Raw genomic sequence first — 24,167 nt, forward strand, 5'->3', positions numbered from 1 at the left:
CGGTCCTGGATGCTTCTGGTGTGCTCACGCTCTCAGGCTAACGATCCCGGCCGCGGACAGCAAAGCGTCGGGCGGTCACGGTGACCGCCCGACGCAGAGGTGAATGGTCCCGGGGTGGCTCAGCTGGGTGCCGGCTCAGCCCTGAGAGGTGGCTGCGCTGCCGCCGGAACCCGAGCTTCCCGAACCGGAGCCGCTGCCCGCACCACCGGAACCGGAGCCCGAGCCTGAACCGCCGGAGCCGCTCGATCCGCTTCCGCTCCCACCGGAACCGCTGCCGCTCGATCCCGAGCCGTCGGAGCTGCTGCCGGAGCCGGACGTACCCGAATCGCTGCCGGAGGTGTTGCCCGATCCGTCCGAGGTGGTCGAGGAGTCCGAGCCCGAACTGATCGATCCCGAGGTGTCCGAGGACGTCCCGCTCGTGTCGCTGCTCGAGTCCGTTCCCTGCTCGGTGCCCGTCTGGTCGCCCTGGGTGGTCGACGTCGAGCTCTGGTCGCTCTCACCGGTCGTCGACGAGCTGCTGTTGCTGCCGGTGTTGGCCTGCTCACCGTTCGCGCTGGAGTTCGACGAACCCGAACCGCCGTCGCTGCCGCCCTCGCGCGAAGTGTCGGATTCCTCGCCACCGGAGCCGCCCGTCACCGACTTCGAGATCTCTGAGGTGCCCGGAGAGATGTCGGCGTCGGTGAGGTTCTCGGCGATGACGACTCCGCCGAGGCCGATGCCGAAGGCCGCGACGCCGATCGCCACGGGGTAGAGGACTCGCTTGCGCTTGAGCTTCTGCCACCACGACTTCGGTTCGTCGTCGGTGTCCGTGCCGGCCGCGGCCTCGGCGTCCGCTTCGGCCTCGTCGAGGTTGCCGAACGCGGTGTCGCTGCGATCGCCGTCGCCCACGGCTCCGTGGACGGCCGTCTCATCAGGGGCAGTGCCGTCGGTCGGCGAGGTCGTTCCGTAGACGGCGGTGGCGTCAGGGTTCGCGTCCGGGTTCGCGTCAGGGGTGCGCAGTTGGGGACCGGCGGCCGCGGCCGCCCCACCGAGGGCAGCTCCGCCTCCGGCAAGCGGCAGACCTGCACCCTTCTTCACCGCGGGGGCGAGCTTTGCGCCGACCTCCTTGACCGCTTCTTTGCCCTTCTCAAGGCTCTTGCTGTAGAGGCTCACGGCGACCGCAGTGACGATGCTCGCGATGCCTGCGCCGATGACGGTGCCGGCGACGCCGAGCTGTCCGCCGATGACCGATGACGTCGCTGCCGCACCGGCGCCGGCCAGCAGCTGGGTGGCCGACATCCCGTTCCCGGACTTCTCCTTCTTCTCGCCGTCCTGGTCCTCGCCGGTCTGAGCATCCTGTGCCACGGTGGGCGCGACAGCCGTGGACTCGGTATGCCCCGCAGCGGGCTGCGCTGCCGTCGGCTGGGCGGCCGTCGGCTGCGCTGCCGCGGGCTGGGCATCATGACGAATGGGGTTGGGCGGCATGACCGGGGTCGTCGCCGGATGCGCCGCTGTCATCTCCTCGGTGATGAGCGGCAGCGTCTGTGACGGCTGGGTGCCGTGGGTCGGCTGGGCACCAGGGGTCGGCTGCGGCATCGATCCCGCGGCGCCGTTCGCGCCTGCGGGATCGGACGAGTTGTGCGGGTCTCTCTGTTGCGACGCCAAAGTACCTCCCAGAACGTGTGTCAGCTCCCAGTATTCTCCGTGGAAGTCCAGAGACCCTGACCGGGCCCACCCGAGCCTGGGAGCCTCCTGGACGCCCGGCCGACGACTCCGCTGATGACCAGCAACGACGCCTCGACCTGTGACCGCCGGTACACCCGACTCGCACGTTTTCCTCAGGATTCGCTTCCGTGTGGGCGCGACCGGAGCCTCCCCCGCCTCAGCTCATCCCGATGACGCCGAGGCGGCCCGGCAGCTCCTCGGAACCGTCGAGTTCGAGGAGGGTGAACCGCCCCCATCCCTCGACCGGTTCGAGTGTGAGGACGAATCGTGGCCGCTCGGCGGGTGCGGGCAGCATCGTCAGGGCAGGGTGGTCGCCTTCGCGCTCGGTCATGAGGTTGATCGCGAAGCAGGACTCTCGCAGTTCGGTGAGAGCGACGTCGGCATCGCCGCTGAAACGCACGGGACGCCCGGGGCCCGCCCGGTGGAGGGTGCCGTCGATCGACAGGACCACCTCGGCGGTGGGACAGAAGATCCGATCGAGTCCGGGCAGGGACGAGAACGGACCCGGACAATCGAGGCGGGCGATGCTCAGCCGCCACCGGCGGCGATCCGGGGTGAGGCGCGCGGATTCGTCGAGTGAGACGAGTTCGGTCGTCTCACCTGCGCCATTGGCCCACGGTCTCGGTACGATGTCGTCGAACGACGCGATGAGGTCCATGCTCGCCATCGTAGACGCGGGCGCCGTCACGGCTGGCCCGCGCCGCCTCAGTCGGCCGGCACCGCCTCAGCTGACGCAGAGGCAGAACGGATGGCCGGCGGGGTCGAGGAAGACGCGGAAGGTCTCCCCCGGCTGCACCGCGGCCTTGCCGGCACCGAGTTCGATGACCTGCGCCTCGGCGGCATCGAGGTCGTCGACCATGACGTCGATGTGCATCTGCTGCGGATGCTCCTGGCTGGGCCAGCTCGGGGCGTGGTAGTCCTCGACCTGCTGGAAGCAGATGGGCGGCCAGGAGTCGGATGTGATCTCAGCCCACGTGCCGTCGTCGTCGACGCGGACCTGCCAGTCGAGGAGGTCGCCGTAGAAGCGGGCGAGCTCACCAGCATCCGGAGCGTCGAGAACGATCACGGGCTGCTTTGCGATAGCCATACCCCGAGTCTACGCCGGTGGACGGACGCGGTGAACGGCTTCGGCCGGGAATCCCCGGACCCGTAGGATTGTTGAGCAATACGTCCAGCGTTCCGACACGACATCGAGAGGCCTTCCATGAGCACCCAGCAGCTGCCCGTCGCCGACAGGCCCGCGGTCTACATCATCCACGACAACCCGGAGTGGATCACCCCCTTCGCCGAGGCGCTCGAGTCCCAGGGCGTCGACTACGTCGAATGGCTGCTGCCCGGAGCGACGATCGACCTCGCCGCCGAGCCGCCCGAGGCCCTCTTCTGGTCCCGCCTCTCCGCGTCCTCGCACACGCGCACCGACCCGCATGTCAAGGACTTCGGCCGGGCGGTGCTCGCGTGGCTCGAGGCCGCCGGTCGGACGGTCATCAACGGTTCCGACGTCTACGAGCTCGAGGTCAGCAAGATCCGCCAGCACCGCGAACTCGCAGCACACGGCTTCGACGTCCCCAGGACCGCCGCCGCGTTCGGGAGCACCACGATCACCGAGGCGGCTGCGGACTTCGCTCCCCCGTTCATCACCAAGCACAACCAGGGCGGCAAGGGCCTGGGCGTGCGCCGGTTCGACTCCCACGCCGACCTCGAGCAGGCGATCGCCGACTTCGGACCCGGCGGCGCGGACGAGCCGATCGACGGCATCACCCTCATCCAGGAGTACCTGCAGCCGGCCGCACCGTTCATCACCCGCGCCGAGTTCATCGGCGGCCGGTTTCACTATGCCGTGAGAGTCGATGTCTCTGCCGGCTCGTTCGAACTCTGCCCCGCCGACGCGTGCGAGATCCCGACCGCTGGGACCGCCGGGGACCAGCGCACCGCCTCGGCGCCGGTCAGCCAGTTCACCCGGCGCGAGGAGATCACCGCACAGACCCCGCTCATCGGCCGACTCGAGGAACTGCTCCGCGACCTCGGCATCGACTTCGCCGGTGTCGAGTTCATCGAGACCGCCGACGGCCGGCAGGTCGTCTACGACATCAACACGAACACGAACTACAACTCGGCCGTCGAGGAGGCCGAGCGTGCGGCCGGCCGGCAGCCCGCGGCAGCGCGCATCGCCGAGGAGCTGAGCCTTCGCCTCGGCGCGGTTGCGGGCATTCCCGTGCCCTGACCGGGCCTGATAGTCTCAGACCACCACAGGGGAGCGCCTGACACGGCGCTGAGAGTGCGAAGGCAGACCCTTACACCTGATCCGGATCATGCCGGCGGAGGAAGTTGGAGGAGACGAATGATCACTGTGTCCCAGGGCGGCGCCGTCGCGGCGCTGCGCGACTCAGCGGACGAGGACTGGTCGGGAGCGGTGGGCCACCGGTTCGTCACGGAGCTCTTCGCGGGCACCGTGCCCGACGACGTCATGGCGACCTACCTCGTCCAGGACTACCAGTTCTTCGAGGATTTCCTCGCGATGCTCGGCGCGTGCGTCGCGCATGCCGACCGGATCGGGGCGAAGCTCCGCTTCGCTCGGCAGCTGGGGTTCCTCGAAGCCGATGAGGATTCGTACTTCATCCGCGCCTTCGCCGAGGTAGGGGTGACCGTGGACGACTACGCCGACCCCGTCCTCCTCGCTCCGACCGAGGGCTTCCGCGAGGTGATGCGGACCGCCGTCGCCTCGGCATCGTACCCGGACCTCCTCGTCGTCCTCGTCATCGCCGAATGGCTCTACCTCGACTGGGGTGAGCAGGAGCGCGACATGCCCACCCGCGACGTCCACGTCGGCTGGATCGACCTCCACCGCGGTGAGGACTTCTCAGCGTGGGTGCAGTTCCTCGTCGATGAGCTCGAACGCGTGTATCCCCGGGGTGATGGCGCCGAGGCGGTTGCCGCCCGGGAGCGGCTGACCGCGCTGTGGGGGCGGGCCGTCGGGCTCGAGCGCGCGTTCTTCGATGAGGCGTACCGGGCTCAGCGTTCGTAGACCTCGGCGGCCGCGGTGAAGAGCAGCGAGATCCCGACCGCGCCCGCGTCGGGGGTGCCGTGGCCGCGCCCGTCGACATAGCTCGCACGACCGCGCCTGGCCTGGAGTTCGGCCGTGGCCTGGGCGGCGTCGGCGGCCGTCTCGGCGGCCGAGGCGAATCCTCCGCTCAGCGCTGAGGCGGTCGGTTCGAGGACGTCGATGACCGTCCGGTCGCCGGGCTCGGCTCCGCCGACGCGGCGGATCGCCGCCGAGCCGGCCGCGGTCGCCTGCTCCCAGACGGTCCTCGGGTGCTCGTCGTCCCCAAGCTTCGCGTATCCGGCGTTGAGCTCCTGGAAGAGCAGGCCGAGCAGAGGCCCGCTCGTGCCGCCGACGCCGTTGAGGAAGGCACGTTCGGCGGCGGCGAATCCCGCCGCGTCGGCCTCCTCCATGAGTCGGGTCGTATGGCGGAGACCGCCGCGGAGGTTGTCGCCGAAGTCGCCGTCACCGGTGACCTGGTCGAGTCGCGTGAGGTGGCCGTGATGCTCTTCGGCGAGTTCGGCGAAGCGGATGACGACGGCGGTCTCGAGGTCGGTGCTGCGATCCTGTGCGCGGGTGCGCAGTGTGCCCGCGTCGGTCTCGTCTGCGCCACCCTGGTCGGTCCCGCGTTCGGCGATAGATGCGGTCGGTGTGCCGTCGGCGACGGGCGCGGGGAAGGCCGCAGTGCAGGTGGCGGTTTCCCACCAGTCCAACCACTGCGGCTGCATTCGGGTGAGCGTGATCGAGAAGCCGGTCATGTCGAGGGCGGTGACGTAGTTGCCGACGAGAGACGCCGTGACCCGCTCCCCCTTGGTCTCGAGGGAGCGGGTGACGGCGTCGAAGACGTTGAAGAGCTCGATCTGCGTGGTCGCCCCGAGTCCGTTGACGAAGACGAGGAGATCGCCGTCGGCAGGGTCGCCGGCGACTGCGGCATGGACCTCGTCGACCATCCTCGCCACGAGTGCGTCGAAGTCCTCCCGGCCGATCGAGGAAGCGGCGCGTTCACCGTGGATGCCGACCCCGTACTCGAGCGTTCCCTCAGCCAAATCGAAGGCGGGCCTCCCTGTGTGGGAGTCGGTCTGGGCGCGGGCGGCGACGGCGAGGCTGCGGGAACGGTCGGCCACCTCGGCGCCGAGGTCGGCGAGCTCATCGAGGCCGAGTCCGGAGTCGGCAGCGGCACCGAGGATCTTCTCGACGACGACAGTCGCGCCGGTGCCGCGGCGGCCGGTCTCGGTCTCATCACTGTCGGTGGCGATGTCGTCGTCGACGATGACGGTGCGCGTCGGGATGCCCGCTGCCTGGAGGCGTTCGGCGGCGATGGCGAAGTTGATGACGTCGCCGGTGTAGTTCTTGACGATGTGGAGGACCCCGTCGGGACCAGCGACGGCGCGTGAGGCGGCAAAGATCTGCGCGTTGTGCGGGGAGGCGAAGACCTCGCCGGGCACTGCCGCATCGAGCATGCCCTGCCCGACGAAACCGACGTGCATGGGCTCGTGGCCCGATCCGCCGCCGGAGACGAGGCCGACTCGGCGTTCAGGGGTCCGGGTGCGGGAGCGGACGAAGAGCGGGTCCTCGGTGAGGGCCACGCGGTCCGAGTGGGCGCGGGCGAAGCCGCGCAGGGCACTGATGATCGGGGTGGAGGAGACGAAGAACGCGCTCATGGAGATCCTTTCGCAGGTCAGCGTCGTGTGCCTGTCCGGTGGGCAGTCGACGGCCACCGGCTGTGCGGACGGTGCCATGCTATACCTGCCCGGCGGAGTGGCAGGGTGGGCTGTTCACCTGCCGACCGTCGGCGGATCCGCCCGGCTCGTGGCACTATTGACCGATGAACGATTCCCCCGTCGACCACGATTCCGAATGGATCCCGTTCGGGCTGTTCCGCCCCGACATCATCGAATCCGTGCCGCCGAAGTTCTTCCCCACCATGGTGTGGGGATACTTCGAGACGGAGGATGAGGACGGCGAGACCGGGTGGATCGAACGGACCACCGAGGGCGCGTCGTATGCGACGATCCTCTCGCAGATCGCCGGCTTCCTCGTCGAGACCGAATCGGCGAACGCATGGGTCGACGACGACGTCGACGAGGAGACCGACGGCACGAGCGCCGACGCCCCGGTCAACAGCACCCTGTCCGATCTCAGCGGCGACGTCCTCGTCGAGGAGGCCTCGGCGGCCTTGTCCCGGCTGAAGATCTACCCTCTGCCCGAGGGCCACGAACCCACCGGCCGCTACGTCGCCATCCTCTGCGACGACGACCCGTTCGAATCCGGCAACGTCGAACTCCTCAACGAGGACGTCAGCAGTGAACTCATCGAGGGCCTGCTGCGTGTCGCGCAGATGCGCTTCGCCGAGACGCTCTCCTTCAGCCCCTTCGACGACGAGGCCGACGACGCCGGGGCGTCGGCAGGCGACGCTCGCACCACCGCAGCCGCGGCAGAGTCGACCGGCCCGGCGGCCGAAGTGCCGCCGCCTCCCGTCACGACGTTCGGGGACCTCTTCGCCGGTTGGGCTTTCCTCCCCCTGCCCGCCGACGTCGATGTCAGCGCGGTCTGGTCGCTCATCCTCACCAACGACGCCGACGACGTCATCCGGTGGTACACCCGACGCACACCGCTCCTCGACGAGAACCTGCTCACCGGCGTCCTCTCGAGAACGGCGTTCGAACTCGAGCTCGGACTCATCGACAGCTTCGACGAAGACGACGAGGCCTCGCGCCTCACCCGCGAGACGCTTCCCGAGCTCAGCACCCTCGTCCCCGCCGACTCACCGACCGGCCCCCTCGACCCGCGGGTGGGAGCACTTGCCACCCGCGCCCTGCCCGAGGGGGAGACCCCGATCGTCGCGAACCTCTTCCTCTTCGGCACCGACCAGCTGGGAACGAGCAGCGTCGTGAGCGTCAGGGAGCTGACGACGGACACGGTCGTCCTCGGTGACGCCGAGCTCGACGGCTTCGAAGAGCTCGGCCTCATCCGCTCGGCTCTGCGCGACATCCTCCACAACGGGATCGGCGAGTTCTGATCCCGGCGCCGGGGGCCGCCGTGCGCACGCCCGAGGCACGCGCTTCGGGCGTCTGACCTAGACTGAAGCCATGAGCACCCAGCCTGATGTCGTCGTCGTCGGATCCGGCCCCAACGGTCTGGCGGCCGCCGTCACCATGGCTCGGGCGGGGCTTTCGGTCGAGGTCCTCGAAGCCCAGCCGACGATCGGCGGCGGCTCGCGCACTCTCGACCTCGGGCTGGCCCCGGGGATCGTCAACGACATCTGCTCGGCCGTCCACCCGCTCGCGATCGCCAGCCCCTTCTTCGTCGACTTCGACCTCCGGGCCCGCGGACTCGAGTTCACGACCCCGGAGATCTCCTACGCCCAGCCGCTCGACGGTCGGCCCGCCGCGCTGGCCTTCCACGATCTTGCGAAGACGGTCGAGCACCTCGGCGAGGCGGGACCGGAATGGGACCGGTTCTTCCGTCCCCTCCTCGAGCGCGTCGACGACACGATCTGGCTCTCCCTCGGCGATAAGCGGTCGCTGCCGCCGACCCTGCGCGATGCCTCGGGCATCGCCAACGTCGTGAAGTTCGGGATGCGGCTGCTCTCCCAGGCGAGTCCCGCGTGGAACATCCCGCTCTCCCACGAGACCACCCAGGCGCTGTTCACCGGCGTCGGCTCGCACGCGATCGGCCCCCTGCCGGGGATGGGCACGGCAGCGACGGCGACGATGCTCGCCACCATCGCCCACGCCGGCGGGTGGCCCTCCCCCGTCGGCGGTTCGCAGGCGATCACCGACGCCCTCGTCGCCGATCTCGAAGCCCACGGCGGTCGGGTGACGGCCGGGGTCCGCGTCGACCACGTCGCCGACATGCCCGCGGCCCGCGCCTACATCCTCGACACCTCGGCGGGCAATGCCGCGGACATCTTCTCCGGCCTCCTCCCCGCTCACGTCGAGCGCGCCCTGCGGACCTTCAAGCACGGCAACGCCGCGGCCAAGGTCGACTTCGTCCTCAACGGGCCCGTCCCGTGGGCGGATCCGGACGTCGCGCGCGCCGGCACCGTCCACCTCGGCGGGACCCGGGAGCAGATGGCCGCGGCCGAAGGCGACGTCGTCGCCGGGCGGATGCCCGAGCACCCGGTCTGCCTCGTCTCCGACCCGACGGTCTTCGACCCCTCGCGTGAGGTCAACGGTCTGCGGCCGCTGTGGACGTACTGCCACGTCCCCTTCGACTGTCCGATCGACCCGGCCGAGTACATTACTCGGCAGCTCGAACGCTTCGCCCCCGGCTTCCGCGACACGATCGTCGACTACCGGTCGGTGCCGGCCTCGCAGATGTCCGAGCACAACCAGAACTACACAGGCGGCGACATCGCCACCGGCATCATCACCTTCTACCGGATGCTCGCCCGCCCGCGGACGAACTGGGACAACTACAGCCTCGGCGTGCCCGGCGCCTACCTCTGCTCGTCGGCGACCCCGCCCGCCCCCGGCGTCCACGGCATGAACGGCTGGTTCGCCGCGCAGCGCGCGCTCAAGCACCGGTTCGGCATCACCGAGGTCCCCAGCCTCGCCCCGCAGGACTGAAACCGGATCCTCGCCGAGGCGGTCGCCGTTCACCCGTCCGACACCGTCCAACCGTCCTCGACCCGAAACATCACATGACGCACCCAGACTTCCCGCACCAGCCGGCTCCGATGATGCACAGCAGTCGCGCGCCCGGCCCTCCCACTCCCGCGCCTCGGCGGGCCTTCGCCCCGGACCTCGCCCGCGGTCTCATGCTCTGCCTCATCGCGATCGCCAACGTCTCGGCGTACCTGTGGGGCACGAAGGCCGCGACGATGATGAGCGGCCACCCGACGAGCGACTCCCCGCTTGATACGACCCTGTCCGTGCTCACGATCCTCTTCGTCGACGGCAGCATCTACCCGATGTTCGCGTTCCTCTTCGGCTACGGCATCGTCCAGTTCACCCGCAGCCGCACCGCCGCCGGCGACGACCCGCGGACGATCACCTCGATGCTCGTGCGCCGCAGCCTCTGGCTCGTCGTCTTCGGTTTCATCCACGCCGCGCTGCTCTTCGGCGGGGACATCCTCGGCGCCTACGGTCTGTGCGGTCTCATCCTCGGCTACCTCATCCAGGCCGCCGGGGACCGAGCACTGAGGATCACCGTCTGGATCCTCGCCGGCATCCTTGCGCTCTTCGTCCTCGTCCAGGTCTTCTTCATCGTCGTCTCCCTCGTCCTCGCAGGCGACTCGGGCACCGGCGCGGACATGACGCCCGAGGAATCCGCGGCGTTCGGGGCGATCACCGACACCCTCCTCACCCAAGGCACAGGAGAGACGAACTACCTCACGGCGATCGGCGTCCGCCTCCTCGTGTGGGTGATGGCGACCGTGCTCGGCACCTTCTCCCTCATCGTGCCCCTGTGCATCATCCTCGGCGGCCTCGCCGCCCGGCACCGGTGGATCGAGTCCCGCAACCCGCTGGCACCCCGTCGTCCCCGCCTCGGCCTCGTCGCCGGAATCGGCATCCCTCTCGGTGTGCTCGGCAGCGTCCCGCAGGCGCTGGCCTACCTCGGCTGGGTCGCCGAGGACTCCGGCCCCGTCCAGCTGCTCTCTGTCCTCTCGACGGCCACCGGGGCGTGCGCGGGCATCGGGTACGCCGCCCTCTTCGGCCTCATCGGCCTGCGCCTCCAGGACAACCCGCCGAGGCTGCTCCTGCCGATCGCCTACCTCGGCAAACGTTCGCTGAGCTTCTACCTCTTCCAGTCCCTCGTCTTCGCACCGCTGCTCGCCGCGTGGGGCCTCGGGCTGGGTCGGACGTGGAACACGACCCCGGCGTCCTTCCTCGCCATCGGGGTGTGGGTCATCTCCGTCGCCCTGGCGACGTGGATGGAGTCGAGGAACTCCAAAGGCCCCGCCGAGGTGGTCCTCCGTCGCCTCACCTACGGCCGTTCGTGGCCGGGGTGAGCTGCCCACGCGCAGGTCTCGTCGTCCATGGCCCAGTCGACGACCTCGACGATGCCGGCGACAGCATCGGTGAGCCAGTACGTGGTGTCGGGGTTCCACCCGGCCATGAGGCTCGCGGTGCGGTCATCGGTGTCCCCGTAGCTCGGCCTGTCGCCGGCCTCGGGGAGCAGGCTGCCGTCGCCGACATCGACGACGGCACCCGCTGTGCGCACGTACCCGGCGAGGCTGACATAGACACCGTCGTAGTCCTCGGCCACCCGCGACCAATCCGGGATCACCCAGCGACCGCGACGTCCCGTCGCCTCGAACCAGACCTCCCGCCGTTGCGCAGTGACGTCGAGCGGATACTTCCGGCAGAGAACCGCCCACTGTTCCGGCCCGTTGACGATGAACACACCGAATGTGTCCCGCAGGCGCAGCCGACAGGCCCGCGCCCTTCTGAGCCCGAAATCGTCCTCGACGAGGCTGAGTCCGATCGGCTCTCCGCTCGGCCAGGTGCCGGTGGTCGTCACCAGCTCATGCGCGGGAGTCGACCACCATTCGCCGCTGGCCGCCATGCGTGGATCCTTCGCGAACTCCTGCCGGTACTCGCTCTCACTGGAGGCGACCTCTGCGGACCACGCCCGCAGCGCCGCCGCACCAGCACCTGACGGCGGTGCGCCTTCAGCTCCCGAAATCAATGCAGCAGGCTCCGCACTGAGGCGAGTCGGAATATCGCCGGTGTGATCTGAATCGTCCCAGGTCAGTTCCCAGAGGTCATCGAAATCGGGACCAGCCGACCATGAGTCGAGCAGGCCGCTGTCGATGATGACCTCGGCCCACGGGCGCAGGGCCTCGACCATCGCGGGGTCGGCCGCGATGACGTCTTCGGGATGAGGCGGTTGCCAATACATCGCACCCGCGATGACCTCGGCCATCGCACGCTCAAGTTCGGCCTGACTGGGAACGCGGGGACTCCGACGGCCCAACCCGATGGCTTCCGCAGCCGCATCGGCCACATATACCTCGGTGAGGTCGGCCCCGGATTCAGAGAGGAGAATTCCGGTCGCCCATTCCCTGTCGATCGTCTCGGCGGCGGTGAGGGCAACCCAGCCGAGAACGTCCGCCGGGTCGACCTCACTGTCGTCCACCGGCTCGACGTCACTGTCGTCCACCGGGTCGACCTCACTGTCGTCCACCGGCACCTCATCAGTCCCCGGGCCCACCTGCGAGGCAGCGACGACCGAGTGAAGCAGCGAGCGTCCCCGCGGGGAGGCGAGCAGATCGTCGACGGTGAGGCGAGCTGTGGACGCGGAGGCGGGGCGGGCGCCGGTTGGGGAGTCAGGCCCATCGCGATCGGCAGAGTTCTCGGACATGCTCACACCCTAGACGGTCCTCATCGGGCGTTTCCTCGGACTCGGCCATCGTCGAGGTGGGACCCCGTCGCCGTCCCCGCGGGGACGTCCTCCTCCCGCGTCCCAGCGGGGACGTCGGACACGGGGTTCGACTCCCCGGCTGGCTCGGTCACATCCGGCACGGGCTCGGGCACCGCCTCGGCGAGGGCACCGGCGATCCGCGCCCCCTTCGCGGCCTTGAGTCCGGCACCGAGGACGCCGACGATGACGAGGCCGGCACCGCAGAGTTCGCCGAGGCTCACCGTCTCTCCGAAGACGAGCCACGCCGCGCTCATCCCGACGATCGGCACGAGCATGGAGAACGGGGCGACGACTCCGGCGGGGTTGCGCGACATCAGCCATGACCACACGCCCGAGCCGATGACGGTGGCAATGACGACGGTGTAGATGAGCCCCGCGAGGCCGAGCAGACCTGTCGGGGTCGCCAGCGTCGTCAACGACTGCCCGATCCGGTCGGGTCCTTCGACGAGGAGGGCGACGATGAGCATCGGCACCGGCGGGACGACGGACATCCACATCGTCAGCTTCACCGGTTCGGTCGAATGCGCCTGCCGGTTGCAGATGTTGCCGATCGCCCACCCGAAGGCGCCGGCGAGGGTGAGGAGGAAGGGCAGGAGGCTCGCCGAGGAGTCGAAGCGCTGCCAGCCGACGACCCCGAGCCCGGCCATCGCGACGAGGAGGAACGCCATCTGGGACGGACGGACCCGCTCGCGCAGGACCGTCATCCCGAGGAAGACCGTGAACGGCCCGGAAGCCTGGAGGACGAGTGAGGCGAGTCCAGCCGGCATGCCTGCGGCCATGCCCCAGTAGAGGAACGCGAACTGGAGGATCCCGAAGCCGAGCCCGTAGCCGAGGATCCAGCGGAACCTCACCTTCGGCATCGGCACGAAGAGGAGGGTGGGGATCGCGAGCAGGGCGAAGCGGAATGCGACGAGGAAGAACGGCGGGAACTGCTCGAGCGAGAGGTCGATCGCGAGGAAGTTCAACCCCCACATCACGGCGACCGAGGCGGCGAGGAGACAGTGCTTGAAGGACATGCCTCCATCCTCGACGCCGCCACTGTTGAGCACAATCGCAAAGTTCTTCATCGACTGTGTAGCATGACTTCATGGTCCCCGAGCAGCGTGCCCTCGATCCGCGGCACCTCGAACTGCTCCGCGCCCTCGATGAGCACGGCAGCGTCACCGAGGTCGCCCGTCTCAGCCACCGCACGCCCTCGGCGGTCTCCCAGCAGCTCAGGCAGGCTGCCCGCGAACTCGGCCACGCTCTTGTCGAACCCGCCGGCCGCGGACTCAGGCTCACTGCCGCGGGCCGACTGCTCGCCGCGGGCGGGCGGGACGTGGCCCGCGCGATCGCCCGCGTGCAGGCGGACTGGGAGGGCCACCTCGGCGAACCGGTCGGGGAGATCACCCTGTCCGGACTGCCGAGCGCGCTCACCCACCTCCTGCCCGATGCGCTGCGTGAGCTCGCCGACACGCACCCGGGAATCGTCCTGCGCACCCACGACGTCGACCTCGCCGAACACGAGTTCGCAGGGCTGACGAGTGAGGTCGACATCGTCATCGCCCACAGCCTCGTCTCGGCCCGGCCGGCGGGCACCGAGGGACTCACCGTCGTCCCCCTGGCGAGGGAGCCGATCGACGTCGCCGTCGCCGACGCCCACCCGCTCGCCGGGCGCACGTCACTGCACCCGACCGATGTCGTCGACTGGCAGTGGGTGGGTGTTCCGATCGGCTACCCGTTCAACTCCGTTCTCACCTCGATCGAGCACGTCACCGGTCGCGACCTCGACGTCGTCCAACGGATCCGGGACAACCGCCTCATCGAGGCGATCGTCGCCTCCTCGGACCAGCTCGCGCTCCTCCCCCGATACACGACCCCGCGGAATGCCGGCATCACCCTCATCCCGCTCACCGGGGTCGCGACGAGGCGGTGGGTCGTCGCGGTCATGCGCCCGGACACCGCCGAGCGCGTCGCCGTCAGGCGCGTGCTCGACGCCCTGAAGCGAACCGACGAGGGACGAGCTTCTCCAGAGGCAGGAACGCCGCCCAGCAGATGACGGTGGGCAGGAAGTGGATGCCGAGAGCGAAGTACGTCATGAGGTGGAAGAGGCAGAAGAACGCGACGACGAAGTAGAGCCACTTGCCCTTGAGGAAGAGCGCGATCGGAGAGAGGAACTCGAAGGCGAGCGTCGCCCACTGCGCGGCGATGAGGAGGCCGGGCATCTCGAGGAACGGCTTCGACCACTCCGCGCCGCGGCGCATGAGCGCCCAGATGATCACCGCGCCGTTGGCCCAGTGCGTGATGTTGCCCGAGGCGATCCACTTCATGAGCACGGAGTAGAAGTACGTGAGGACGACGGCGATCTGGACGACCCGCAGCGCCCATCCCGCCTTCGCCGAGGTGGCTCCCCCGTCCCGGAACCGCGCGACGCCGACCGTGGGGAGGACGACGGAGGCGATGACGAGCGCCATGTGATCGTGGGCGACGTACCCGTAGCCCTGCGTGTAGAACATCCACAGCCCGAAGGTGGCCGCGACCGCCCAGCCGCTGATGCGCTGAAGGATGCCGGCGGCGGCGAGGAGGGAGAAGACGATGATCGCGGCGAGCAGGAGCTGCGCGCCGAGCACGCTCACCGGAGGGATGCCGAGCACCCGGGCCAGCCACAGCGGCTGGTAGAGCTCGGGCGTCCAGCCGTGCGGGATGACGTCGGCGGAGATCGTGAGGACGTCGATGATGATGAAGAGGTAGATGACAACGCGGAAGACCGCGACCCGGGCGAGCGGGAGCTGCGGCATGAACCAGCGGAGGAACGCATTGCGGGTGTCCGGCGCTGTGCCGGGCGCTGCGGCGGGGGCCGGGCTCATCGCACCTCCCATTCCGCGAGGACCTTCGTCACCGGTTCGCCGACGCTGCGCCCGTTCTCGAGCTGCGTGGTCGTACGGCAGAGGATCATCCGCTCGGGTTCGGGCTGGCCGGGGTGGAGGCGGATGTAGGAGTCCGCGAGCGTCTGGAGCAGCTCGGGGTTCGCGATGACCCGCGGCAGCTGGGACTCGACGTCGCCGCGTTCGATGCCGACCGTGTCGATGTTGAACGCGAGCTTGGTCGGCTCGTCCTCGCCGGGGAACTGCGCGGCGATGCACGTCGAATTCACCTCACCGTTGAGATCCTTCGCCGTCGCGTACTGCGTGAGCGAGCCGAGCGGGAAGAAGTCGTTGGTATTGAGGAACTGCCCCGCCGTGAGGATGACGAGGGCGATCGCCGTCGCCCCGATGCGCCAGCCCATGCCGATCCTCGACATCGGCTTCGGGGACTTCCCAGTGCGGGCCTTCGCGGCCCCTGCCTTCGCCGAGGCGGCTGACGCGCCGGAGGCATCCGCGGTTCCGGGGGCGTCCGTCACTCCGGAGGCGTCCGTCGGGGGCTCGCCGGGCGGGGTGCTCGTGAGGAGTCGGCGCTTCTTCTCATCCATGTGCTGCGGGGTTCACCTTCTCATGCCGCGGTCGGTCCCTCAGTCCGGCACCTGGGCTGCGCGGACGGTGTTCTCAGACGATGCAGGGGCCCCACCTCGTCGATCTCGGAGACAATCGTAGCGTCCCGGGTCACGACCGACGCTCAGCGAGCGAGGCACCTGTGGCCGGAATCTCGCACTCTCGGCAGCCCTCCGGGCGCTGGGCAACCCGGCACCGGGTTGCTCAGCGCTCGCAGGGCTGCCGGGGACGGTCGGTCACGAACCGCGGGCGTAGAGGTTGAGCTGCTCCCACGCCGCCGCGTACTTCTGGAACGCGGCGGTCGCGGATTCGAGGTCGTCATTGCTCAGCGCCGTCACCCACGCGTCGACGAGCTCGGGACCCTCGTTGGGCCAGAGCACCTCGCTCATCCCGCCGAGGTCGAGTTCGAGGATCGAGTTCATGTCGAAGCTGTCGATCCACTGCGCGAGCACGCTCGTCTGCTCGACCATGTCGACGACCTTCGACTTCTCCGCAATGGTCTCCGACGCCCATTCCATACGCGCCGAGGCGGCGAGGATGTCGGTGCGGATGAGCACCCGCAGCCCCTCGTCGGTCTCCTCGGTGATCACCTGGTCCTCCCCGAGGGAGAAGAACAGCCACCACGCCGGGGGCACATCCCACGCCGAGACCCGAGCGAAGATCCGCGTGTCCTTGGTGTCCTGGAGCCACTCCGCACGCAGGCTCGCCGCGCGCCTGCGCGCGGACTTCGGAGCGATGATGTCAAGGGTCGCCTTCGACGTGTGCTCGGTGAGCGATTCGAGGGCCTCCCACCCGCGGATGTCCTCCTGCGCGGGCGAGAACCGATCCACTCCGTCCGGGGTCTGAGACGCGGGAAGGAAGATCGGTGTGTTCCGGAACGACTCGGCGACCGGGCTAGGAGGAAGCGAGATCAGGCGCTGATCCGCGTCATCGGCCACCTGCGCCTCGATGCGCGCACGGTTGTCCTCGACCTGCCTGTCTTGCAATTCGGAATGAACCACGATGGGTTCGAAGATCCGCAGGGAGACGAGATATTCGCGACTGTAGGACATGGGATCACCCTATCCAAGGTCGGTTCGCGAAATGGAACTTCCCACCGCGAACAGGTAGGATTTAAGCGCATAGCAGAGATCTAGTCCGGGGTTGCACACCCCACATGACGACGGAGGGGGTCACGCCAGTGGGTCGCGGCCGCGCAAAGGCAAAGCAGATCAAGGTAGCCCGGAAGCTCAAGTACTACAGCCCGGACACCGACCTGAATCGTCTCCAAGAAGAGCTTGGCTCCGACTCGCAGAAGTCCGGCGCCTCCGATCCCTACGACGATGAGCCTGACTACTCCGAGTACGCGGACAAGTACAACGTCGACGACGAAGACGACGACGACTACTCCGAGCGCCGGTCCTGATCGCAGACGCTGATCACACACGCTGAACTCAGACACTGAGAGAGGGGCGGAGACTTCGGTCTCCGCCCCTCTTCCGTGTGCGCAGCTCGCCGCGCGTGCGGCTGTGGCCCGCCGGCGGACGCCCGCCGGCTGCGGCCCGTCAGCGGAGGATCGCCGCTCCCCCGTCGACGCCCTTCGCGCCCTGGACGTAGTCGAGCTCTGTGGCCAGTGCCCCGTCGTCGGTGCGGACCTCGCCGAGGACCCACGACCCGGGGCTGGCGGCGAGCACCTCGTCGGCGGCCTCGGCGGCCGTGACGAGGACCATGCCGACACCGAGGTTCCAGGTCCTCTCGCGGTCGGCGCGCGGCACCCCGCCCAGGTCGCCGAGGACGGAGAAGACCGCGGGGATCTCCCACGAGTCGCGCGACATCGCGGCGACGAGTCCGGGCGGCAGCACCCGGGCGACGTTGGCCGAGAGTCCCCCGCCGGTGACGTGCGAGACGGCGTGGACGGCACCGGGCAGCGCGGTGAAGAGCGCGTTGAGCTCGCCCGTGTAGACATGGGTGGGAACGAGCAGCTCCTCGCCGAGGGTGCGCCCGAACTCGGGGACCTCACGGTCGAGCGTCCATCCCGCCTCGGCGATGATGTGCCGGACGAGCGAGTACCCGTTGGAGTGGATCCCTGAGGACGGCAGGGCGATGAGGACGTCTCCGGCGGTGACCTTGTCGGGCCCGAGGAGGTTCTCGGCATCGACGACACCGGTCGCAGCGCCCGCGACGTCGTACTCGTCGACGCCGAGGAGACCCGGGTGCTCCGCGGTCTCACCGCCGACGAGCGCGACATCGGCCTGCGCGCAGGCCTCGGCGATGCCGCGGACGATCGCGGCGATGCGTTCGGCGTGGACCTTCCCACACGCGATGTAGTCGGTCATGAACAGCGGCTTTGCGCCGCACACGATGATGTCGTCGACGACCATGCCGACGAGGTCGAAGCCGATCGTGTCGTGGATGTCGAGCGCCTGCGCGATCGCGACCTTCGTGCCCACCCCATCGGTCGACGTCGCGAGCAGCGGACGCGTGTAGTCCTTGAGGACGGAGACGTCGAAGAGTCCCGCGAACCCGCCGACGCCGCCGACGACGCTGGCGTTGTGGGTGGCGGCGACCGCTGACTTCATCAGTTCGACGGCCCGGTCGCCGGCTTCGACGTCGACGCCGGCCGCGGCATAGGTCGTGGACTGCGGGGCAGCCTCCACAGCATTGTCGTCGTGGCTCAACTCAGCATCCTTTGTCGACGGGGGTGGTGTTGACGGGAATCGGGTACTCGCCGGAGAAGCAGGCGGTGCACAGCTGGTCGCGCTTCTGCCGTGTCGCCTCGATCATCCCGTCGAGGGAGATGTAGCCGAGCGAATCGGCGCCGAGCGAGGTGCAGATCTCCTCGACGCCCAGACCGTTGGCGATGAGCTCGGCACGGGTGGCGAAGTCGATGCCGTAGTAGCAGGGCCATTTGACCGGCGGGGAGGAGATGCGGATGTGGATCTCCTTGGCCCCGGCCTCCCGGAGCATGCGCACAAGCGCCCGCTGCGTGTTGCCGCGCACGATCGAGTCGTCGACGACAACGAGGCGCTTGCCCTCGATGTTCTCGCGGATCGGGTTGAGTTTGAGGCGGATGCCGAGTTCGCGCAGCGTCTGCGAAGGCTGGATGAACGTCCGTCCGACGTACGCGTTCTTCATCAGCCCCTGTCCGAACGGGATCCCGGACTCCTCGGCGTAGCCGACGGCGGCGGGAGTGCCCGACTCGGGGGTGGCGATGACGAGGTCGGCGTCGACCGGGTACTCCCGGGCGAGCCTGCGTCCCATCTCCGTGCGCGCGCCGTGGACGATCTGCCCGTCGAGGACGCTGTCGGGACGAGCGAGGTAGACGTACTCGAAGACGCAGCGGGCCTGCTTCTCCTCGGCGAAGCGGAACGAGCGCAGTCCGTCCTCGTCTATGGCGATGAGTTCACCGGGTTCGACGTCGCGCACGTGCGAGGCGCCGACGATGTCGAGGGCCGCGGTCTCCGAGGCGACGACCCACCCAGTGGAGAGGCGGCCGAGCGAGAGCGGTCGCACGCCCTGCGGGTCGCGGGCGGCGTAGAGCGTGTTCTCGTCCATGAAGACGAGCGAGAACGCGCCTTCGACCTGCGGCAGGAGTTTGAGCGCGGCGTCGGTGAGGTCCTCGCCCTGCTCGGTCGCGAAGAGCTCGGTGACGAGTGAGGTGTCGTTGGACGAGTCGCGGAAGGCCCGGGTGCGGGTGCGCTTCTTCGTCGCCTCGGCGACGACACGGTGCGCGTGGTCGCTGCGGGAGTCGGCGAGGGCCTCGAGCTCGTCGAAGTTCGTGAGGTTGCCGTTGTGGGCGAGCGCCACCGTGCCGAACGGGGTCGGTCCGAGCGTCGGCTGGGCGTTCTCGAACGACGGCGATCCCGTCGTCGAGTACCGGGTGTGCCCGACGGCGATGTGTCCCTGGAGGAGTTCGAGATCGCGCTCCTGGAACACCTGGGAGACGAGTCCCATGTCCCGGTAGATGAGGATCTGGCTGCCGTTCGAGGCGGCGATGCCCGCGGACTCCTGCCCGCGGTGCTGGAGGGCGTAGAGCCCGAAGTACGAAAGTTTGGCGACTTCCTCGCCCGGAGCCCAGACTCCGAACACTCCACAGGCGTCCTGTGGGCCGCGGTCCAGGGGGTCGATTTCGTGGGTCAGCTGCCCGTCTCCTCTTGCCACGTGAAGAATTGTCTCACACTGCCGGAGGGCCGCCGACCGCCGCCTCAGGCGCCGGAACCCGGCCGTTCGGAGCGTCCCAGGTCACCCCGGTCGCCGGTGTCGTCGGCAGGAGTCCCGGGGGCCGCCTCGGCGGGGGAATCCGGGGACTCACCGCCCGCCTCGGGGCCGGGTTCGGTCCCGGGATCGGGGACCGGCTCACCGCGCATCTCCGCCAGACGCCGGGCGGCGACGGCCTTGGGATCGTCGACCATGTCGATCTGCGCCTCAACCCGGAATTCGCGGGCCCTGCGCCGGCCGCGCCAGTCGAGGAGGAGCGCGACGAGACCGCCGAGGAAGAGGCCGATGATGCCGAGGAAGACGACGAGGAGGCCCGCGCCCTTGGCCACGGTCGTCTCCGCGGGGATCTGTGCGGGATCGACGACGAGCGTGAGCAGTCCGGCGACGAGGACGCCGAGGATCGCGCCCACGGCCATGAACGCGGCGTACTTGGGGCTGCGACGCACCGAGACGTCGATCTGGTCCTTCATGATCTCCTTGCGCGGGGGATGGCGTCGGCCGGGCCGACGAAGTCGCACACAGTCTAGTCCAGCGGCCCTGCCCCGATTCCCAGGCAATCCCATAGACTGAGGAGACGATACGCGAAGGCTCTCACAAGGGGTGGACATGTCAGAAACGATCATCGTCGGAATCGACGGCTCCGCCAACAGCCGCTGTGCGCTCAACTGGGCCATCGACCACGCCCAGCTCACCGGCGCGCAGATCCGCCTCATCGCCGCGTACACGGTCCCCGGAGTGAACATGAGCCGGGCCGACATCGTCTACCCGGCCGACTTCGACACCACCGTCAAGGACTCGACGAAGCAGCTCGCCGAGGCGGCCGCCGCCGTCGTCACCGAAGCCGGAGTCCCCGTGTCGACCCTCGTCTCCTCCGGAGACGCCTCCGGCGTCCTCATCGACGCATCGACGAACGCCGACCTCGCCGTCGTCGGCGCCCGCGGCCACGGCGGGTTCTCCGGTCGCCTGCTCGGCTCGGTGGCGCTCGCGATGCCCGCGCACGCGCACTGCCCGACCGTCGTCATCCCGACCACATGGCCCGAGCGCCCGCCGCACGATGAGCACAACCCCATCGAACCGCCCGTGCGCACCTCGCAGGAGGGTCCGACGGTCGACGCCTCGAAGGGCCCGGGCGCTCATCCCGAGTTCACGGGGCAGATCGTCGCCGGCCTCGACCCCTTCGACACCGACAGCCCGGTGCTGCGCGCCGGCGCCGAGCAGGCCCGCATCTACGGCAAGCCCCTCCACCTCGTCGGCGTCACCGCCGCCCACATCCTCTCCCCCGAGTGGCTGCCGAGCGAAGAGCACCTGACGAAGCTCTACGACGAGGCCGCAGCCGGGTTCGAACTCGCCTCCGCGACCCTGCGCGACGAGTTCCCCGACCTCGACGTCCGCTGGACGATCTGCGACGCCCCGGCCACGGAGGTCCTCGTCGCGGCGACCCAGACGGCCGACCAGATGGTCATCGGCTCGCGCGGGCGCAGCGGCTTCGCCGCGACACTCCTCGGGTCGACCTCGCAGGGTGTCCTCGCGCATGCGCTCTGCCCCGTCCGCGTCGTCCGCGTCCCCCGTCGGAAGAAGGCCGCCAAGAGCTGAGGCACAGCCGAAGGCTGACCCGCTCGTCGTCCGCTCATCGTCCGCTCAGCCGAGAGCGATGAGGCCGATGCCGGCGACGACGACGATCGCACCGATGAGCTTCGCGGCCACACCCCGCTCACCGAAGAACCACCACGCGAGCAGGGTGCCGACGATGATCGACGTCTCGCGCACCGGTGCGACGAGGGAGACCGGGGCGCGCTGCATCGCATAGAGGACGAGCAGGTAGGCGACCGGGGAGAGGACCGCGACCGTGATGAGCGCCCACCTGTGCTCGGTGACGATCGACCGGAGGTCCGCCCGCCTGCTCGCCCCACCGGGAAGCGTGACGATGCCCGCGCCCATGACCAGCGCCACGCATACCTCGGAGACGGCGAAGTAGAGCAGCGGGGAGCCGGTGATGTGGTTGACGGCGAAGTCGTCCCAGAGAGTGTAGGCGGCGATGAACGCCCCGATGAGACCGCCCCACGCGAGGCCCCGGACGACGCCGGCGGACCCCGCCCGCCCGGTGATCCCGCGCGGCTGACCGGTGGTCCGGCGCGGCTGGAGCGTGACGACGGCGATGCCGGCGAGGACGATGAGGGCCCCGGTGATCTCGAACCCGCTCGGCCTCTCCCCGAGGAAGGCGACGGCGACGATGATCGTGAGCACCGGCCCGAACCCCCGGGCGCTGGGGTAGACGACCCCGAGCGGTGCGTGGTCGTAGCCGGACTGCAGGGAGATCGAGTACCCGATGTGGAGAACAGCGGAGACGAGCGCTGCGATGATGAGCGCCCAGTCCAGCGGCTGCGCACCGGTGGCGACGAGCCAGATCGCGATCGGGGCGAGCAGGATCGCGGAGAGCCCGTGGTAGGCGAGGACGAACGCATAGCCCTTGCCGGCGACGGTCTTCGCCGCGAGGTTCCACACGGCGTGGGCGACCGCGGCGACGAGCACCAGGGTGAGGACCGCCGGAGTCACAGTCTGATGACGACCGTCTTCGTCTGCGTGTACTCGTCGAGGGCCTCGATCGACTTCTCGCGGCCGTACCCTGACTTCTTGAACCCGCCGAAGGGCAGTTCGACTCCCCCGCCGGCCCCGTAGGTGTTGACGAAGACCTGCCCGGCCTCCACCTCGGCGGCGATCCGGTGGGCACGGGAGAGCTCCCGGGTCCACAGGGCGGAGACGAGACCGTACTCGGTGCCGTTGGCCAGGTCCACGGCCTCCTCGTCGTCGGCGAAGGTCATCGCGACGACGACGGGGCCGAACACCTCCTGCTGGGCGATCGTCGACCCCGGGGTGACGCCGTCGACGAGGGTCGGGGCGATGAAGGCACCCCCGCCGAGGTCGTCGGCCAGTCCCTGCGGACGGGACCCACCGGTGACGATGCGGGCGTCGCCGATGTCGGTGAGGAAGCCCTCGACCCGGGCCTGCTGCCCCACCGAGATGAGCGGGCCGAGCATCGGGTCGTCGAGTCCGTGGCCGATCGTCACCTGCTCCATGGCCGCAGCGAGCTTCTCGATGACCTCGGCATGGACCTCGCGGGCGACGATGAGGCGGGCTCCGGCCGAACACGTCTGTCCGGCGTTCTGGATGATCGAGCGCACGAGCGAGGGGATCGCCGCATCGATATCGGCGTCGGCGAAGACGATGTTCGCCGACTTCCCGCCGAGTTCGAGGATCGTCGGCACGACCCTCTCGGCCGCGGCGTGGGCGATCTGCGCACCGACCTCCGTGGAGCCGACGAAGCCGAGGTGGGCGACGCCGTGATGCGCGGCCAGAGCCGCCCCCGCCTCGGCGCCGAGACCGGTGACGACGTTGAAGGCCCCTGCGGGGAACCCGACGGAGTGGAGGAGCTCGGCGAGGCGAACGGTCGACCGGGGCGTCTCATCGGCGGGTTTGGCGACCGCGCAGTTGCCAGTGGCCAGCGAAGTGGCCGCAGCCCGGCCGATGAGCTGGAGCGGGTAGTTCCACGCGACGATGTGCCCGGTCACCCCGTAGGGTTCGCGGCGCGTGTAGACGTGCATGTCCTCGGCCAGCGGGATCGTCGTGCCGTAGTACGCCTCGATGGTGTGCCCGTAGAACTCGAAGTAGCGGGCGCACACATCGACGTCGGCGTAGGCCTGGGTGAGCGGTTTGCCCGTGTCCTCGGATTCGATGCGCGCGAGTTCGTCGCGGTGGGTGCGGATCGCCTCGGCGGTGGTGACGAGGAGACGGGAGCGCTGCTCGGGGCTCGAGCGCTTCCACTCCCGCTGTGCCTTCGCCGCCGCCTTGACCGCCCGGTCGACCTCGTCCGCACCGCCCCGGGAGACGTCGCCGAGGTGGTCGCCGGTGGCAGGGTCGATGTTCGCGTATGTCGTCAGCGAGGGCACGTGTCGGCCGCCGATGAACGAGGTCGTCTTGGTGATCTGGGCGCTCATCGCGGTCCTTCGAGCTCGGCTGAGGTGAAGAGCGGAACGAAGTCGGAGAGGTCGGCGCGGGTGCCCGAGGCGTCGACGGTGCCGGCGGCGAGCGCCTCGGCGAAGTCAGTGCGTCCGGTGACGAGGTCGAGCCACACCTCGGCGGAGGTCTCGACGACATTGGGCGGGGTGCCGCGGGTGTGCCGGGGGCCGGGGATGCACTGGGTGACGCCGAAGGGCGGGACCCGGACCTCGACGCTGTTGCCCTCGGCGCGGGAGGCGAGCTCCTCGAGGGTGTAGCGCACCGCGGTCGCCAGTGTCGCCCGATCGCCCGGGGCTGCGTCGGCGTCTGCGTGGGCCACCCACATCTCGAGTGCGCGCCTGCCCTCGTCGGGGTCTATCCGTCGTCGAATCGCCATC

23 protein-coding genes and 1 riboswitch are annotated in these 24,167 nt (G+C 69.4%); of the genes, 8 read left to right on the forward strand and 15 right to left on the reverse strand.

Translation table 11 applies throughout. The features are described from left to right. Positions 1-135 precede the first annotated feature (135 nt). From BC102111_RS17780 to BC102111_RS09690, 3 genes are all read right to left on the reverse strand, one after another. On the reverse strand, positions 136-1,644 hold the full coding sequence (locus BC102111_RS17780; RefSeq protein WP_180960609.1) for a hypothetical protein: 1,509 nt from the start codon (positions 1,642-1,644) through the stop codon (positions 136-138). A 217-nt stretch (positions 1,645-1,861) separates the two neighbouring features. After that, on the reverse strand, positions 1,862-2,362 hold the full coding sequence (locus tag BC102111_RS09685; RefSeq protein WP_063250326.1) for a HutD family protein: 501 nt from the start codon (positions 2,360-2,362) through the stop codon (positions 1,862-1,864). 66 nt (positions 2,363-2,428) lie between these two features. Beyond that, the gene (locus tag BC102111_RS09690; protein WP_040341659.1) at positions 2,429-2,791 is read right to left on the reverse strand and encodes a VOC family protein; all 363 of its coding nucleotides are present in this window, start codon (positions 2,789-2,791) and stop codon (positions 2,429-2,431) included. A gap of 117 nt (positions 2,792-2,908) precedes the next feature. Here BC102111_RS09690 and BC102111_RS09695 point away from each other — a divergent pair, with 117 nt between their 5' ends. Further along, a complete protein-coding gene (locus BC102111_RS09695) occupies positions 2,909-3,925 on the forward strand; it encodes an ATP-grasp domain-containing protein (protein WP_101624188.1) in 1,017 nt (338 codons plus the stop codon). A 17-nt stretch (positions 3,926-3,942) separates the two neighbouring features. Beyond that, a riboswitch (TPP riboswitch) is annotated at positions 3,943-4,045 on the forward strand. Continuing rightward, positions 4,043-4,726 (forward strand): TenA family protein, encoded by a 684-nt coding sequence (locus BC102111_RS09700; RefSeq protein WP_101624189.1) that lies wholly within the window; start codon positions 4,043-4,045, stop codon positions 4,724-4,726. It overlaps the preceding riboswitch by 3 nt. Here BC102111_RS09700 and BC102111_RS09705 read toward each other — a convergent pair. Beyond that, on the reverse strand, positions 4,714-6,402 hold the full coding sequence (locus tag BC102111_RS09705) for a dihydroxyacetone kinase subunit DhaK (protein ID WP_101624190.1): 1,689 nt from the start codon (positions 6,400-6,402) through the stop codon (positions 4,714-4,716). The two genes, BC102111_RS09700 and BC102111_RS09705, sit on opposite strands and share 13 nt — an antisense overlap. Positions 6,403-6,566: 164 nt before the next feature. On the opposite strand from BC102111_RS09705, the gene BC102111_RS09710 reads away from it, so the two are divergent. The 3 genes from BC102111_RS09710 to BC102111_RS09720 all read left to right on the forward strand — a co-directional run bounded on the left by BC102111_RS09710 (position 6,567) and on the right by BC102111_RS09720 (position 10,697). Next, positions 6,567-7,760 carry a hypothetical protein gene (locus BC102111_RS09710; protein ID WP_095376167.1) on the forward strand — a complete coding sequence of 398 codons (1,194 nt, stop codon included), beginning with the start codon at positions 6,567-6,569 and terminating at the stop codon, positions 7,758-7,760. Positions 7,761-7,830: 70 nt separating this feature from the next. Continuing rightward, positions 7,831-9,312 (forward strand): phytoene desaturase family protein, encoded by a 1,482-nt coding sequence (locus BC102111_RS09715; protein ID WP_101624191.1) that lies wholly within the window; start codon positions 7,831-7,833, stop codon positions 9,310-9,312. A gap of 74 nt (positions 9,313-9,386) precedes the next feature. Then, entirely contained in the window at positions 9,387-10,697 is a 1,311-nt protein-coding gene (locus BC102111_RS09720) for a DUF418 domain-containing protein (protein ID WP_101624192.1), read from the forward strand. On the opposite strand, the gene BC102111_RS09725 is transcribed toward BC102111_RS09720, so the two are convergent. Beyond that, on the reverse strand, positions 10,673-12,052 hold the full coding sequence (locus BC102111_RS09725) for a hypothetical protein (protein WP_063250318.1): 1,380 nt from the start codon (positions 12,050-12,052) through the stop codon (positions 10,673-10,675). The genes BC102111_RS09720 and BC102111_RS09725 overlap by 25 nt on opposite strands. Before the next feature lie 20 nt (positions 12,053-12,072). Further along, positions 12,073-13,128, reverse strand: a complete 1,056-nt coding sequence (locus BC102111_RS09730; RefSeq protein ID WP_101624193.1) for an EamA family transporter — start codon at positions 13,126-13,128, stop codon at positions 12,073-12,075. Positions 13,129-13,199: 71 nt separating this feature from the next. Between BC102111_RS09730 and BC102111_RS09735 the strand changes: the two genes are divergently transcribed. Further along, complete coding sequence (locus BC102111_RS09735; protein WP_095376170.1) at positions 13,200-14,150, forward strand: LysR family transcriptional regulator; 951 nt, start codon at positions 13,200-13,202, stop codon at positions 14,148-14,150. Here BC102111_RS09735 and BC102111_RS09740 read toward each other — a convergent pair. The 3 genes from BC102111_RS09740 to BC102111_RS09750 all read right to left on the reverse strand — a co-directional run bounded on the left by BC102111_RS09740 (position 14,071) and on the right by BC102111_RS09750 (position 16,631). Further along, on the reverse strand, positions 14,071-14,958 hold the full coding sequence (locus BC102111_RS09740) for an HTTM domain-containing protein (protein WP_232252559.1): 888 nt from the start codon (positions 14,956-14,958) through the stop codon (positions 14,071-14,073). The genes BC102111_RS09735 and BC102111_RS09740 overlap by 80 nt on opposite strands. Then, on the reverse strand, positions 14,955-15,560 hold the full coding sequence (locus BC102111_RS09745) for a hypothetical protein (RefSeq protein WP_101624195.1): 606 nt from the start codon (positions 15,558-15,560) through the stop codon (positions 14,955-14,957). Before BC102111_RS09745 ends, BC102111_RS09740 begins: the two co-directional genes overlap by 4 nt. A 255-nt stretch (positions 15,561-15,815) precedes the next feature. Further along, on the reverse strand, positions 15,816-16,631 hold the full coding sequence (locus tag BC102111_RS09750) for a DUF8083 family protein (protein WP_009377628.1): 816 nt from the start codon (positions 16,629-16,631) through the stop codon (positions 15,816-15,818). Positions 16,632-16,759: 128 nt separating this feature from the next. On the opposite strand from BC102111_RS09750, the gene BC102111_RS09755 reads away from it, so the two are divergent. Beyond that, positions 16,760-16,984: a DUF3073 domain-containing protein gene (locus tag BC102111_RS09755; protein WP_009377627.1), complete on the forward strand. Its 225-nt coding sequence runs from the start codon at positions 16,760-16,762 to the stop codon at positions 16,982-16,984. A 139-nt stretch (positions 16,985-17,123) separates the two neighbouring features. On the opposite strand, the gene purM is transcribed toward BC102111_RS09755, so the two are convergent. The 3 genes from purM to BC102111_RS09770 are packed head-to-tail and all read right to left on the reverse strand — an operon-like array spanning position 17,124 to position 20,246. After that, on the reverse strand, positions 17,124-18,236 hold the full coding sequence (purM, locus tag BC102111_RS09760) for a phosphoribosylformylglycinamidine cyclo-ligase (RefSeq protein ID WP_101624196.1): 1,113 nt from the start codon (positions 18,234-18,236) through the stop codon (positions 17,124-17,126). Between the two features lies 1 nt (position 18,237). After that, entirely contained in the window at positions 18,238-19,719 is a 1,482-nt protein-coding gene (gene purF / locus BC102111_RS09765) for an amidophosphoribosyltransferase (protein WP_040341654.1), read from the reverse strand. A 44-nt stretch (positions 19,720-19,763) separates the two neighbouring features. Next, a complete protein-coding gene (locus BC102111_RS09770; RefSeq protein ID WP_101624197.1) occupies positions 19,764-20,246 on the reverse strand; it encodes a hypothetical protein in 483 nt (160 codons plus the stop codon). Positions 20,247-20,382: 136 nt separating this feature from the next. Between BC102111_RS09770 and BC102111_RS09775 the strand changes: the two genes are divergently transcribed. Next, positions 20,383-21,369, forward strand: coding sequence for a universal stress protein (locus BC102111_RS09775; RefSeq protein ID WP_101624198.1), 987 nt, complete (start codon positions 20,383-20,385; stop codon positions 21,367-21,369). A 45-nt stretch (positions 21,370-21,414) separates the two neighbouring features. On the opposite strand, the gene BC102111_RS09780 is transcribed toward BC102111_RS09775, so the two are convergent. Genes BC102111_RS09780 through BC102111_RS09790 form a run of 3 tightly spaced genes read right to left on the reverse strand, consistent with a single transcriptional unit; the run spans position 21,415 to position 24,166 of the window. Further along, positions 21,415-22,329: an EamA family transporter gene (locus tag BC102111_RS09780; RefSeq protein WP_095376172.1), complete on the reverse strand. Its 915-nt coding sequence runs from the start codon at positions 22,327-22,329 to the stop codon at positions 21,415-21,417. Continuing rightward, a complete protein-coding gene (locus BC102111_RS09785) occupies positions 22,326-23,768 on the reverse strand; it encodes an aldehyde dehydrogenase family protein (RefSeq protein WP_101624199.1) in 1,443 nt (480 codons plus the stop codon). The genes BC102111_RS09780 and BC102111_RS09785 overlap by 4 nt, the downstream gene beginning before the upstream one ends. Continuing rightward, positions 23,765-24,166 carry a sterol carrier family protein gene (locus tag BC102111_RS09790; RefSeq protein ID WP_009377610.1) on the reverse strand — a complete coding sequence of 134 codons (402 nt, stop codon included), beginning with the start codon at positions 24,164-24,166 and terminating at the stop codon, positions 23,765-23,767. The genes BC102111_RS09785 and BC102111_RS09790 overlap by 4 nt, the downstream gene beginning before the upstream one ends. Position 24,167: the final 1 nt, after the last annotated feature.

Origin of the sequence: Brevibacterium casei CIP 102111 (assembly GCF_900169275.1) — a bacterium.
Classification (GTDB): Bacteria; Actinomycetota; Actinomycetes; order Actinomycetales; family Brevibacteriaceae; genus Brevibacterium; species Brevibacterium casei.

Excerpts from the sequence above, each read along its gene's own strand:
- BC102111_RS09685 (WP_063250326.1), bottom strand. The coding sequence starts at position 2,362 with ATGGACCTCATCGCGTCGTTCGACGACATCGTACCGAGACCGTGGGCC.
- BC102111_RS09690 (WP_040341659.1), bottom strand. The coding sequence starts at position 2,791 with ATGGCTATCGCAAAGCAGCCCGTGATCGTTCTCGACGCTCCGGATGCT.
- BC102111_RS09695 (WP_101624188.1), top strand. The coding sequence starts at position 2,909 with ATGAGCACCCAGCAGCTGCCCGTCGCCGACAGGCCCGCGGTCTACATC.
- BC102111_RS09700 (WP_101624189.1), top strand. The coding sequence starts at position 4,043 with ATGATCACTGTGTCCCAGGGCGGCGCCGTCGCGGCGCTGCGCGACTCA.
- BC102111_RS09705 (WP_101624190.1), bottom strand. The coding sequence starts at position 6,402 with ATGAGCGCGTTCTTCGTCTCCTCCACCCCGATCATCAGTGCCCTGCGC.
- BC102111_RS09710 (WP_095376167.1), top strand. The coding sequence starts at position 6,567 with ATGAACGATTCCCCCGTCGACCACGATTCCGAATGGATCCCGTTCGGG.
- BC102111_RS09715 (WP_101624191.1), top strand. The coding sequence starts at position 7,831 with ATGAGCACCCAGCCTGATGTCGTCGTCGTCGGATCCGGCCCCAACGGT.
- BC102111_RS09720 (WP_101624192.1), top strand. The coding sequence starts at position 9,387 with ATGACGCACCCAGACTTCCCGCACCAGCCGGCTCCGATGATGCACAGC.
- BC102111_RS09725 (WP_063250318.1), bottom strand. The coding sequence starts at position 12,052 with ATGTCCGAGAACTCTGCCGATCGCGATGGGCCTGACTCCCCAACCGGC.
- BC102111_RS09730 (WP_101624193.1), bottom strand. The coding sequence starts at position 13,128 with ATGTCCTTCAAGCACTGTCTCCTCGCCGCCTCGGTCGCCGTGATGTGG.
- BC102111_RS09735 (WP_095376170.1), top strand. The coding sequence starts at position 13,200 with ATGGTCCCCGAGCAGCGTGCCCTCGATCCGCGGCACCTCGAACTGCTC.
- BC102111_RS09740 (WP_232252559.1), bottom strand. The coding sequence starts at position 14,958 with ATGAGCCCGGCCCCCGCCGCAGCGCCCGGCACAGCGCCGGACACCCGC.
- BC102111_RS09745 (WP_101624195.1), bottom strand. The coding sequence starts at position 15,560 with ATGGATGAGAAGAAGCGCCGACTCCTCACGAGCACCCCGCCCGGCGAG.
- BC102111_RS09750 (WP_009377628.1), bottom strand. The coding sequence starts at position 16,631 with ATGTCCTACAGTCGCGAATATCTCGTCTCCCTGCGGATCTTCGAACCC.
- BC102111_RS09770 (WP_101624197.1), bottom strand. The coding sequence starts at position 20,246 with ATGAAGGACCAGATCGACGTCTCGGTGCGTCGCAGCCCCAAGTACGCC.
- BC102111_RS09775 (WP_101624198.1), top strand. The coding sequence starts at position 20,383 with ATGTCAGAAACGATCATCGTCGGAATCGACGGCTCCGCCAACAGCCGC.
- BC102111_RS09785 (WP_101624199.1), bottom strand. The coding sequence starts at position 23,768 with ATGAGCGCCCAGATCACCAAGACGACCTCGTTCATCGGCGGCCGACAC.
- BC102111_RS09790 (WP_009377610.1), bottom strand. The coding sequence starts at position 24,166 with ATGGCGATTCGACGACGGATAGACCCCGACGAGGGCAGGCGCGCACTC.